The following is an 11,901-nucleotide window of genomic DNA, read 5'->3' on the forward strand; positions in this document are numbered from 1 at the left end:
GGCCTTCTCCCTATAACAAGCCGTACAGATTCAAAGGAGCTGCTTCATGAAGATTCACGCCTCACGCTTGGCCGTCCTGGTCGCTGCCCTCGCCTTCGGTTCGGCGCAGGCCGATGAAGTCCAGGTGGCCGTGGCCGCCAACTTCACCGCACCGATCCAGGCGATTGCCGCCGACTTCGAGAAAGACACCGGCCACAAGTTGGTCGCCGCCTACGGTGCCACCGGCCAGTTCTACACCCAGATCAAGAACGGCGCGCCCTTCGAAGTGTTCCTGAGCGCCGACGACACCACGCCGCAAAAACTCGAAACCGAAGGCGACACTGTCAAGGGCTCACGCTTCACCTACGCCGTCGGCACCCTCGCGCTGTGGTCGGCCAAAGAAGGCTACGTGGACGCCAAAGGTGACGTGCTGAAGAAAAATGAATTCCGGCACCTCTCCATCGCCAACCCCAAAGCCGCACCCTACGGCCTCGCCGCCACCCAGGTGTTGGCCAAGGAAGGTCTGACCGAGAAGGTCAAAGACAAGCTCGTCGAAGGCCAGAACATCACCCAGGCCTATCAGTTCGTGTCCACCGGCAACGCCGAGCTGGGTTTTGTCTCCTTGTCGCAGATCTACAAAGACGGCAAAGTCACCAGCGGTTCGGCCTGGATTGTTCCAGCCGCGATGCATGACCCGATCAAACAGGACGCAGTGATCCTCAACAAGGGCAAGGACAGCGCGGCTGCCAAGGCACTGGTTGAGTACCTCAAGGGGCCTAAAGCCGCTGCCGTCATCAAGTCCTACGGTTACGAGCTGGCCAAGTAAATGCCGTTATCGAGTGCCGATTTTTCCGCTATCTGGCTGACCATCAAGCTGGCGTCACTGACCACCGTGATCCTGCTGGTTATCGGCACTCCGATTGCCCTGTGGCTGTCGCGCACCCGCTCCTGGTGGCGCGGCCCCATCGGCGCCGTCGTCGCCTTGCCGTTGGTGTTGCCACCGACGGTGATCGGCTTCTACCTGCTGTTGACCATGGGCCCCAATGGCTATTTCGGCCAGTTCACCCAGTGGCTGGGCCTGGGCACGCTAACCTTCAGCTTCGCCGGGCTGGTCATCGGCTCGGTGATCTATTCCATGCCGTTTGTGGTGCAGCCGTTGCAAAACGCCTTCTCCGCCATCGGCACGCGCCCGCTGGAAGTGGCGGCGACCTTGCGCGCCAATCCCTGGGATACGTTTTTTAGCGTGATCCTGCCCCTGGCGCGTCCAGGCTTCATCACCGCTTCGATCCTCGGTTTTGCGCACACCGTCGGTGAATTCGGCGTGGTGCTGATGATCGGCGGCAATATCCCGGACAAGACCCGGGTGGTGTCCGTACAGATCTACGACCACGTGGAAGCCATGGAATATGCCCAGGCCCATTGGCTGGCCGGCGCCATGGTGGTGTTCGCGTTCCTAGTGTTGCTGGCGCTCTATTCCAGCCGTAAAACCAAGATGGGCTGGAGCTGATGTCGATGATTGATGTACGCCTGCACCTCCAGTATTCGGGCTTTGCCCTCGACGTCGACCTGCACCTGCCCGGCCGCGGGGTGACCGCGTTGTATGGGCATTCCGGCTCCGGCAAGACCACGTGCCTGCGCTGTATCGCCGGGCTGGAGCGCGCCGAAGACGGTTTTATCCAGATCAACGATGAAGTCTGGCAAGACAGCCGCAACGGGCGGTTTGTACCCCCGCATAAGCGCGCGCTGGGTTACGTGTTTCAGGAGGCCAGCCTGTTTGCGCATCTATCGGTGCGGGACAACTTGGCGTTCGGCCTCAAGCGCATTCCTCGGCAGCAGCGCCGTGTGGACATGGCCCAGGCCACCGAGTTGCTGGGCATCGGTCACCTGCTTGACCGCCATCCCCAGCACCTCTCCGGCGGTGAACGCCAACGCATCGGCATCGCCCGAGCGTTGCTCACCAGCCCAAGCCTGCTGTTGATGGACGAGCCGCTGGCCGCCCTCGACAGCCAGCGCAAAGGCGAGATCCTGCCGTACCTCGAACGCCTGCACGATGAGCTGGATATCCCGGTACTGTATGTCAGCCATGCTCAGGATGAGGTGGCGCGCCTGGCCGATCACATCGTGTTGCTCAGCGACGGCAAGGCCTTGGCCAGCGGCCCCATCGGCGAAACCCTGGCGCGGCTGGACCTGCCCCTGGCGTTGGGCGACGACGCAGGTGTGGTGATCAACGGCACGGTCAACGCCTACGACGATCACTACCAGTTGCTCACCCTGCAGCTGCCCGCCAGCGCCCTGCACATGCGTGTGGCCCATGCACCGCTGGCCGTGGGCAAAGCGCTGCGCATCAAGGTGCAGGCGCGTGATGTCAGCCTGAGCCTGCAGGCCGAGGAACACAGCAGCATCCTCAACCGCTTGCCGGTGACGGTCATTCAGGAGATCTCGGCGGACAACAGCGCGCACGTGCTGGTGCGCCTGGACGCGGGGGGCACGCCGTTGCTGGCGCGCATCACGCGCTTTTCCCGCGACCAACTGCAATTGCACCCCGGCCAGACGCTGTGGGCGCAGATCAAGGCGGTCGCCGTGCTGGCGTGAACAACCTTTTGGCACGACCGCATACGGCTGCGGTCAATCAGACATACCGGCCTGATTTGTTGCCAAGGAACCCGTCCCATGTCCGACTCTGCGCTGCCCCGCGACCTGCATTACGTTGACGACACCCAGCCTGGCATCCGTCGCAAGACGGTGCGCGGCAAGTTCCAGTATTTCGACCCCAAGGGCGTACGCATCACCGACGCCGATGAGATCAAGCGCCTCAACGCCCTGGCGGTCCCACCGGCCTACACCGATGTGTGGATCTGCGCCGACCCGCGCGGCCACCTGCAAGCCACCGGCCGCGATGCACGCGGGCGCAAGCAGTACCGCTATCACGCGCGTTGGCGTGAAGTGCGCGACAGCGACAAGTACGCCCGGTTGCAGGAATTCGGCAACGCCCTGCCGACATTACGCAAACAGTTGGAAGCGAAAATCGCCGAGCCTGGCTTCACTCGCGAAAAAGTCTTGGCCACCGTGGTGATGCTGTTGGACGCCACGCTGATCCGCGTCGGCAATACCCAATATGCGCGGGACAACAAATCCTACGGGCTGACCACCCTGCGCACCCGCCATGTGGATGTGAAAGGCAGCGAGATCCAGTTCCAGTTTCGCGGCAAGAGTGGCGTGGAGCATCAGATCAGCGTCAAGGACCGGCGCCTGGCCACGGTGGTCAAGCGCTGCCTGGAATTGCCGGGGCAGAACCTGTTCCAGTACCTGGACGAAGACGGCGAGCGGCACACTGTCAGCTCCCAGGACGTGAATGAATACCTGCACAGCCTCACCGGTGCGGACTTCACCGCTAAGGACTACCGCACTTGGGCCGGCACGGCCATGGCGCTGGCGGTGTTGCGGGAATTGGAGTGGCAGCCTGAGTCCGATGCCAAGCGACACGTCGTGGCGATGGTCAAGGACGTCGCCAAGCAGCTGGGCAACACCCCGGCGGTGTGCCGCAAGTGCTACATCCACCCCGCCGTACTGGAGCATTTCAGCCTGGGTGAACTCTCCAAGCTGCCTAAGCCGCGACTGCGCAAAGGGCTCAGGGCCGAAGAGGTCGCCTTGGCGATGTTCCTTGAACAACTGGCGGCGGACTTGCCGAAAAAAGCCAAGGCGGGTTAGGCTTTGCCTCCCTTCTGATTCGCAGGACGATCGCCGACGTGAACCACTAAGCCTTCCAAAATGTATCTGCAACAAGCCGCCTGGCGCGCTTGTTGGCCTGTCCGACATTTTTTTGGAGGTGCTGATGACTGACGTCAACCGGCTGCCCGCGCTTGTTTCCCTGCAACACCTGAGTGTCCAGTTCGCCAATGGCGAGACCTTGCTGGACGACCTGAGCCTGTCCATCGATCACACCCCCACCGGCATTGTGGGGCGTAACGGATGCGGTAAAAGTCTCCTGGCCCACGTGATCGCCGGGCTGCTGTCGCCCTCCTCCGGCACCCGCAATGGTACGGCCACTGTGGTCTATGTGGCGCAGAACCCCGTGGTTGCGCCAGGCGCGAGCATTGCCGACCTCACCGGCACCACCGCGATCTTGTCAGCCCTTGGGCGCATGGCCCAAGGCACGGCGCAGGTCGATGATCTTGAGTTGATCGACGACCGTTGGGACCTGGCCGAACGCTTGCGCAACGCCCTGGATGCAGCGGGCCTGGAAGCGCTTGGTGTCGACACCCCGGCCGATACACTCAGCGGCGGTCAGTTGGCACGGATTGCGGTTATCGGCGCGCTATTGGCTGCGCCACACCTGCTGGTGCTCGACGAGCCCACCAACCACCTCGACAGCGATGGCCGTGCATGGCTGCTGCGCCAGCTCAGTGAGTGGCGCGGCGGCCTGGTGGTGGTCAGTCATGATCGACAATTGCTCAACACCATGGCACGCATCGTTGAACTGTCGCCCCTCGGCGTCCACGTGTATGGCGGCAACTACGATGCCTATCGGCACCAGCGCAATGCCGAACAACAGGCCGCCGTCTGCGCACTGGAACACGCCCGCCTGGCGCGCAGCCGCGAACGTCGGCGCCTGCAAAAAGATCATGACAGCCTGCAGCGCAATGCCGCTCGCTCACGCAAACACGCCGAGACCGCCAACGTCGACCGATTCACCCAGGCACGCTGGAAAGGCGCCGCCACGGAAATCGTCCACACCCTGCGCAGCGCGCACGAGCAGCGCAAACATGACCTGGATGCCCAGGTGCGCGAGGCCTACGAACGGGTCATGGAGGAAACGCCGACGCTGTTGGCGTTGCCCGCTTCCGCAGTGCCCGGCGGTCGCCAGGTGGTGTCCCTGATAGACCTAGAATTGCCTTGGCTGCCGTCGAGCCGCCTCAACGTCCAACTCGCCGGCCCGGTGCGCGTCGCGGTGCGTGGGCCCAACGGCTGTGGCAAGTCCACACTGCTCAAGGTATTGGCGGGAGCATGGCGGGCGGTGAGCGGGGAGTGCCGGGTGACGGTGCCCACTGCCTACATTGATCAACACCTCGCACTGCTGGACGATCAACGCTCCATCGTTGAACAGCTCAACCTGCTCGACACGCCACTGGCCGAAGCCCCATTGCGCACGCGCCTGGCTTTGCTGCAACTGGATGCCTTGCGGGTGACCCAGCCGGTCGGGCAGCTCAGTGGTGGCGAACGATTAAAGGCAGCCATGGCCATTGCCCTGTGGCGCGAGGAGCCCGCGCAGCTGCTGTTGCTGGACGAGCCGACCAACCACCTGGACCTGGAATCGGTGACGGCGGTTGAGCAGGCGCTGCAGGGGTTTACCGGGGCAATCATTGTGGTGTCCCATGACCCGGCGTTTGTGCAAACGATCAGGCCGACGCATTACCTCGACTGGCATCGCACGGGTTGGTCCCTGCAGTGTGTTTGAGGTCATTGCATACGCGCTGAAAGCGTCCTACGGTAGTGGCCGTATAATCTCACCGAGGAACCCGGTCCTATGCTGCCTTCGCCCCGCAAGCCCTACGCCAACGCTGCACTTGCCCATCGACAGCGCTGGCGTGGTCGGGTCGGGCTGATGCTGGTGGCCAGCCTGTCGGTACTGGCGGGCATGACCGATGCCATCGGTTTCATGGCAAGCGGCGACTTTGTTTCGTTCATGAGCGGCAATACCACGCGCCTGGCGGTGGCAATCAGCGCGGGAGAGCTTGGCCTGACCGGGCGCCTGTTGTTGCTGGTTGCGACATTTATCGTCGGCAACGCCTTGGGGGTAGTGGTCAGCCGGCTGAGCCGCCGCCATGCGTTGCCCTTGCTGTTGTGTATTGCCGCCCTGTTATGCGGTGCGGCATTCCTGCCGTTCGCCGATACGTTGCCTGCGCTGCTGGCGGCGATCGTCGCGATGGGCATGCTCAATGCCGCTGTGGAAGAGGTCAACGGGCTGCCGGTAGGGCTGACTTACGTCACCGGCGCGCTTTCCCGCTTTGGTCGCGGGCTGGGACGCTGGCTGCTGGGGGAGCGCCGCAGTGGCTGGCGTGTGCAGTTGATCCCGTGGGGCGGGATGTTCGTGGGGGCAGTCATTGGCGCGCTGTTGGAGCAGCAGCTGGGCCTGAAGGCGCTGCTGGTCAGCGGCGTATTGGCGGGGTTGCTGGGGCTGATCTCGCTGAAAATCCCACGCCGTTGGCACCTGGGTTACATGCCGCGCTGAAAAAAGAAGATGCTCGCCCGACGCTTAGGCCTCGACGTCCGTGTACTGGTAAAGAGCCATCATGTCGGGCGAGCCGGTGAATCATAAGCTAATGCCTCGCGGCTGTCGTGCCAGGCATTTCCTAAAACGACTAAGGCATTCGCCTACAGGCAGGTCGCGAGTGCGGCCAAACGACGCTTGGCCGGCATGTTGTCTTGTGCGGCGTAGTAGTTGATGGTCGAACCGGTACCCGCGCTTTGCACGTCGGCGAAGTAATCACCCGCGGTGGTGTAGACGGTAAAACCGCCCGCGCCGATCGGCTCCTTGAAGCCACCGGCGTCAACGCCGAAGACGCTTTCGTCCTGCCAGCCGAACTGGACGCATTCGGCAACTACCAGGGTGGCCTTGTCCGAAGCCAGGGTCTTGTAGGGCGTGCCTGCACGCGCCTCTTTCATCTTCGAACCCGCGCAACCGGCCAGGGCCGCCAGTACCAGTGCGCCAATTACCACCTTGTGCATGCCATTGCTCCGTTGGAAAAAACGCGACTGTACCATTGCCGCGCGCCGGACTGCCGGATGCATGAACTTTGTTTCACTGTAAAGACGGAAAACGCGGCCTATAGTGGCCACGCTCATTTTTAGAAGTATCCCTTCTGCCCGCTCTCCCGCGGGCTTTTTTTTGCTGGGTGCTTGTCAGAGCAACCAGCGGAACAGGTAGAACAACGTCATGCTCAGCAGCACGGTCATCAGCACGTTACGCGTCCAGAACATCAACGCCACCGCGCTGATACCCGCCAGCAAATAAGGGTTGGCCGGGCTCAGGTTAAGCTGGTGGTCGGCGAGAAAGATGATCGGTCCGCAAATCGCCGTGAGCATGCCCGGCACCGCAAACCCGAGAAACTCCCGCGCACCGCGGTTGAGACGCACCGGCAGGCGCGGCTCGATAAACAGGTAACGGTTGAGGAAGACCACCAGGCCCATCGCCACAATCATGATGTAGATCATCGCTGCCCCACTCCCAGTCGCTTGCAGGCATACCCTGCGCTCATGCCCAGCACGCCGGACACCACCACCGCCGACTCCCACTGCAGGAAACTCAGCCACACCGAAAACAGCAGCGACACCGCCACGCAGACCACCGTGGGGATGTCACGCACCACCGGCGTAATCAACGCGATAAACGTCGCAGCGATGGAAAACTCCAGGCCCAGTTGATCGAGGCCGGGAATGCTTTTACCGAGCACGATGCCGGCCAGGGTGAACAGGTTCCAGGCGATATAAAACGTCAGGCCCACGCCCAGGGCGTACCAGCGATTGAACGTCTCGCGGTCGTAGTGGCTGACCAGGGCGAAGAATTCATCGGTGAGCAGAAAGCCCAGGCTCATGCGCCAGCGGGTGTTGAGGGGCGACAGGATCGGGCGCAAGTGCATGCCGTAGAGCAAATGCTGGGAGGTGAGCAGCAAGGTGGTCAGCACAATGGAAATCAGGCTGGCGCCGCTCTTGACCATGCCGATAGCGACCAGTTGCGCAGCGCCGGCAAACACGATGGCGGACAAGCCCTGGGCTTCCAATGGGCTGAACTGCGCATCAATGGCCATGGAACCGGCGAGCAGCCCCCACGGCGCACAGGCCAGGGACAGCGGAATCACGGCGATTGCGCCGCGAGCGAAGGCGTAATGAGGTAAGGCGGTAGGCATGGAAACGGCTCATCGACAGACAGTCGACAAGCATGCCAGCGCAACAAGGGACTTGTCTTGAACGATCTTGCTCAGGCGAGCCTGACAGACACTTGCTCCACCGAGTCGCGTGCTTCGCGCAATTCGTGGGCGTCCTGGTTGAGCCGGTGAATGGTATTGAGCAGGCGCTGGCGCAGCACTTCATCGCCGAGTTTTTCGACCGCGCGCATCAAGTCGAACGCCGCGGTTTCGTTATTATCCGCGACGGAATCCAGGGTCTTGCGCAGGTTGCGAGTGGCACGGGTCACGCGGGGTCTTCCTTCATCAGCAATGGGGAGGCACTTTAGGACATTCATGTTTCATTTTAATTTCAAACACTTGTGGCGTATTTCAAGGGATTTGATCCATATCAATTGATACAGCATTTGACCGATACTTCAGCCATGCCGCTATCGAACCCTCTGGCATGCGAACTTTGCGTCCGCGAACTGATCCATGCTCTGCACCACCTACCACAGCGCGCCAGCAGCACCTGCTGAGCCATCGGAGCGTTAACCCATGCTTGTCGCAATTGGCATTTTCATCTTCACCATCGTACTGGTCATCTGGCAGCCCAAGGGCTTGGGCGTCGGCTGGAGTGCAACAATGGGCGCCATCCTGGCCCTGGGCTCTGGCGTGATCAGCCTGGCCGACATCCCGGTGGTGTGGCACATCATCTGGAATGCCACCGGGACCTTTGTCGCGTTGATCATCATCAGCCTGCTGCTGGACGAGGCCGGCTTCTTTGCCTGGACCGCCTTGCACGTAGCGCGCTGGGGCCGTGGCCGCGGCCGTCGCCTGTTTGCTTATATGGTATTGCTCGGCGCGCTGGTGTCGGCCCTGTTCGCCAACGACGGCGCGGCGCTGATCCTTACGCCGATCGTGATGTCGATGCTGTTGGCCCTGCGCTTCTCCCCGGCAGCGACCCTGGCATTCGTCATGGGCGCAGGCTTTATCGCCGACACCGCAAGCCTGCCGCTGGTGGTGTCGAACCTGGTCAATATCGTCTCGGCGGACTATTTCAAGATCGGCTTCAACGAATATGCGGCGGTGATGGTGCCGGTCAACTTTGTCAGCGTCGCAGCTACGCTGGCGGTGTTGCTGTGGTTCTTCCGTCGCGATATCCCCCAGACCTACGACCCAGCCGACCTCGAAGACCCCGCCAGCGCCGTCCACGACCGCGCCACCTTCCGCGCCGGCTGGTGGGTGCTGGGCATCCTGCTGGTCGGTTGCTTCGCCCTGGAACCGCTGGGCATTCCCATCAGCGCGATTTCCGCCGTCTGCGCCGTGCTCCTGCTGGTGATCGCCGCCAAGGGCCACAAGATCTCCACACGCAAAGTGCTGAAGGAAGCACCGTGGCAGATCGTAATCTTTTCGCTCGGGATGTACTTGGTGGTGTACGGCTTGCGTAACGCCGGCCTCACCACCTACCTGGCGACCTGGCTCGACACCTTTGCCACTTACGGCGTGTGGGGCGCAGCCATGGGCACAGGGGTGCTGACGGCGCTGCTGTCCTCGGCGATGAACAACTTGCCGACGGTGTTGATCGGCGCGCTGTCCATCGAGTCCAGCCATGCCGTGGGCGTGGTCAAGGACGCGATGATCTACGCCAACGTCATCGGCAGCGACCTGGGCCCGAAAATCACCCCGATCGGCAGCCTGGCCACGTTGCTGTGGCTGCATATTCTTGCGCGCAAGGGCATCACCATCACCTGGGGCTACTACTTCAAGGTCGGCATCGTACTGACGTTGCCGGTGTTGTTGATCACCCTTGCCGCCCTCGCCGTGCGCCTGAGTGTCTGACGGAGATACCGCAATGAAAGTCCTGTTCATGTGCACCGCCAACAGTTGCCGCAGCATCTTGTCCGAAGCAGTATTCAACCACCTGGCGCCGCCGGGTTTTGAGGCGATCAGCTCCGGCAGCTTTCCCAAGGGCCAGGTCCTGCCGCGCAGCCTGAGTACGCTACAGGCGGCGGGCATCAGCACCGAGGGCCTCTACAGCAAGGGTAACGAGGCCTTTGCAGACAGCCCGCCGGATGTGGTGATCACCGTGTGCGACAAGGCGGCCGGCGAAGCCTGCCCGGTGTACTTCGGGCCCGCCATGAAGGCGCATTGGGGCTTGGCAGACCCTTCGGATGTGCTCGGTGATGAGGCGAGTGTGCAAGCTGCATTCGACGCCACCCTGGCGATCATTGCCACGCGCTGCCGGGCGTTTTTTGCCGTGCCATTTGACCGCCTCAGCCCTGCGGAACGCAACGCTGAACTGGCGCGCATTGCACTGCTGTAACCGGAGGAACCATGACCACCCTGCCCTTGCCCGAGTCGAATCGATGAGCGCCGTGCAACACGCCTGGCTGGGCCCCTACGAAATCAGCAGCACCGTCTGCACCGGCCTGACCTTTGCCCGCCACAGTCATGATGAATGCGTGATCGGCGTGAACCTGGTCGGCGAGGAAAAGGTCTGGCTGGACCGCCGGGAATTCGACGCCGGGCCGGGGTCGATTACCTTGTACAACCCTGGGCAGATCCAGGGCGGGGGTGCAGCGAATGGCGCGCCGTGGCAGTTTGTGAGCCTGTACGTCAACGCCGACCAATTGGCCGCCGACCTCGGGCTGGTACACGTGGAGTTCGATCGCTCGCTGTGTGTTCAGCCGGACCTCGCCCGGCGACTGGCGCAGACCGTACGAAGCGCATTGAGCGATGAGGCGCGGGCCCGCGAACTGAACGAAGACGCCTTGGTCCTGTTGCTCGGTGAGGTGGTCAGCCTCAGTGGCGTGCGCCTCGCGGGCAGCGCCGCCCCAGGCAAACACCTGATCAGCCGCGCCCAGGCATTGCTCGCCGAACACCTGCATCAAACATTGCCCTTGGAGCAGCTTAGCAATGAACTGGGGTTGACCAAGTTCCACCTGCTGCGCACGTTCCAGAAAGAAACCGGGCTGAGCCCGCGTCAGTGGGCCATGCAGTTACGCACCCGTCGGGCCAAGGGCCTGTTGCGGGCAGGCGTGGCGGTATCCGACATCGCCCACGACCTCGGGTTTGCCGACCAAAGCCATCTCAATCGGCACTTCCGCGCCGCCTACGGCATCACACCCGGTCGCTATCAAAGCGTGTTGAAGCGCTGACAGCGCAATCTGGTCCAAGACAGCGTCCCTGCTTATCGCCAAACTGCCCCCCTCTCTTGAAGGAATGCGGGCATGCTGACGATCTTTTTCTACGCGCTGATATTCGGTTTTGTGTTTTGCCTGTCGCCCGGCGCGGTGCTGGCGGAGACTTTGCGCCGTGGCTTACTCCACGGGTTCACCCCGGCGCTGCTGGTGCAGTTCGGCTCCCTGGTCGGCGACGCAGTGTGGGCGGTGATCGGCCTGACCGGAATCGCCCTGTTGATCCAGCATGACGCGGTGCGCGTGCCGTTGACCGTTGTCTGCGCGCTGTACCTGGCCTGGCTGGGCGTCCGTAGCCTGATCGATGCGTGGAAACTGCCAGAACCAGACGATGCCCCCACCACCACCCGGCAAAATGCGCTGGCCGTGGGCGCGGCGATTTCCCTGGCCAACCCGAAGAATATTGTCTACTGGGGCGCGCTGGGCAGTGCGCTGTCGGGCATCGTCGGTGCCACGCCGAGCCACGGGCAGACGCTGATGTTTTTCGCCGGGTTCATGCTGGCGTCGGTGCTGTCGTGTTTTCTGATCGCAGCGCTGGTCAACCTGCTGCGCAAGAACGCATCACCGTTGTGGCAACGCATCAGTTATGGCACTTGCGGGATAGTACTGATCTATCTGTCAGTTCTCGCGGCACTGGGTATATAAAGTTATATACACACTCACTTTCGAACGCCTCTTGTCTGAATGAACTCTGAACAGCGGATCATTTAATTAATCATGCGTTGACATTTTGTAACCGTCTGAGTAGATTGCCCGTGCCCGCAACTTGGGCCTTTTTTAAACCTCACAAAAGAAGCCAATGGACACAGTATCTAGTCGCTGTCCGAGCTCCGCATCAG

General features: G+C 62.1%; 14 protein-coding genes. 10 read left to right on the forward strand and 4 right to left on the reverse strand.

Features of this window, described 5'->3' with window-relative positions:
• The first annotated feature begins 46 nt into the window (after window positions 1-46).
• From modA to BM403_RS21040, 6 genes are all read left to right on the forward strand, one after another.
• Complete coding sequence (gene modA / locus BM403_RS21015; RefSeq protein WP_093544561.1) at window positions 47-805, forward strand: molybdate ABC transporter substrate-binding protein; 759 nt, start codon at window positions 47-49, stop codon at window positions 803-805.
• Window positions 806-1,486 (forward strand): molybdate ABC transporter permease subunit, encoded by a 681-nt coding sequence (gene modB / locus BM403_RS21020; RefSeq protein WP_046034197.1) that lies wholly within the window; start codon window positions 806-808, stop codon window positions 1,484-1,486.
• 5 nt (window positions 1,487-1,491) lie between these two features.
• Window positions 1,492-2,571 (forward strand): molybdenum ABC transporter ATP-binding protein, encoded by a 1,080-nt coding sequence (gene modC / locus BM403_RS21025; RefSeq protein ID WP_093544677.1) that lies wholly within the window; start codon window positions 1,492-1,494, stop codon window positions 2,569-2,571.
• Between the two features lie 78 nt (window positions 2,572-2,649).
• Window positions 2,650-3,687 (forward strand): DNA topoisomerase IB, encoded by a 1,038-nt coding sequence (locus BM403_RS21030; protein WP_093544564.1) that lies wholly within the window; start codon window positions 2,650-2,652, stop codon window positions 3,685-3,687.
• 124 nt (window positions 3,688-3,811) lie between these two features.
• Window positions 3,812-5,434, forward strand: a complete 1,623-nt coding sequence (locus tag BM403_RS21035) for an ABC-F family ATP-binding cassette domain-containing protein (RefSeq protein ID WP_093544567.1) — start codon at window positions 3,812-3,814, stop codon at window positions 5,432-5,434.
• A gap of 69 nt (window positions 5,435-5,503) precedes the next feature.
• Window positions 5,504-6,208, forward strand: coding sequence for a YoaK family protein (locus tag BM403_RS21040; RefSeq protein WP_012724149.1), 705 nt, complete (start codon window positions 5,504-5,506; stop codon window positions 6,206-6,208).
• 143 nt (window positions 6,209-6,351) lie between these two features.
• Here BM403_RS21040 and BM403_RS21045 read toward each other — a convergent pair whose 3' ends face one another.
• From BM403_RS21045 to BM403_RS21060, 4 genes are all read right to left on the reverse strand, one after another.
• Entirely contained in the window at window positions 6,352-6,705 is a 354-nt protein-coding gene (locus BM403_RS21045) for a hypothetical protein (protein WP_043205334.1), read from the reverse strand.
• Between the two features lie 174 nt (window positions 6,706-6,879).
• Entirely contained in the window at window positions 6,880-7,191 is a 312-nt protein-coding gene (locus tag BM403_RS21050; protein ID WP_012724147.1) for an AzlD domain-containing protein, read from the reverse strand.
• The gene (locus BM403_RS21055; RefSeq protein WP_012724146.1) at window positions 7,188-7,883 is read right to left on the reverse strand and encodes an AzlC family ABC transporter permease; all 696 of its coding nucleotides are present in this window, start codon (window positions 7,881-7,883) and stop codon (window positions 7,188-7,190) included. Before BM403_RS21055 ends, BM403_RS21050 begins: the two co-directional genes overlap by 4 nt.
• 71 nt (window positions 7,884-7,954) lie before the next feature.
• Entirely contained in the window at window positions 7,955-8,170 is a 216-nt protein-coding gene (locus BM403_RS21060; RefSeq protein WP_043205333.1) for a hypothetical protein, read from the reverse strand.
• Between the two features lie 250 nt (window positions 8,171-8,420).
• On the opposite strand from BM403_RS21060, the gene BM403_RS21065 reads away from it, so the two are divergent.
• From BM403_RS21065 to BM403_RS21080, 4 genes are all read left to right on the forward strand, one after another.
• Entirely contained in the window at window positions 8,421-9,704 is a 1,284-nt protein-coding gene (locus tag BM403_RS21065) for an arsenic transporter (RefSeq protein ID WP_093544570.1), read from the forward strand.
• Between the two features lie 13 nt (window positions 9,705-9,717).
• A complete protein-coding gene (locus tag BM403_RS21070) occupies window positions 9,718-10,188 on the forward strand; it encodes an arsenate reductase ArsC (protein ID WP_046034200.1) in 471 nt (156 codons plus the stop codon).
• Between the two features lie 43 nt (window positions 10,189-10,231).
• Window positions 10,232-11,023, forward strand: a complete 792-nt coding sequence (locus tag BM403_RS21075) for an AraC family transcriptional regulator (RefSeq protein ID WP_012724142.1) — start codon at window positions 10,232-10,234, stop codon at window positions 11,021-11,023.
• A gap of 72 nt (window positions 11,024-11,095) precedes the next feature.
• Window positions 11,096-11,707, forward strand: a complete 612-nt coding sequence (locus BM403_RS21080; protein ID WP_012724141.1) for a LysE family transporter — start codon at window positions 11,096-11,098, stop codon at window positions 11,705-11,707.
• Window positions 11,708-11,901: the final 194 nt, after the last annotated feature.

It is taken from the genome of Pseudomonas sp. OV546, assembly GCF_900116845.1.
In the GTDB taxonomy this organism is placed as follows: Bacteria; Pseudomonadota; Gammaproteobacteria; order Pseudomonadales; family Pseudomonadaceae; genus Aquipseudomonas; species Aquipseudomonas petroselini.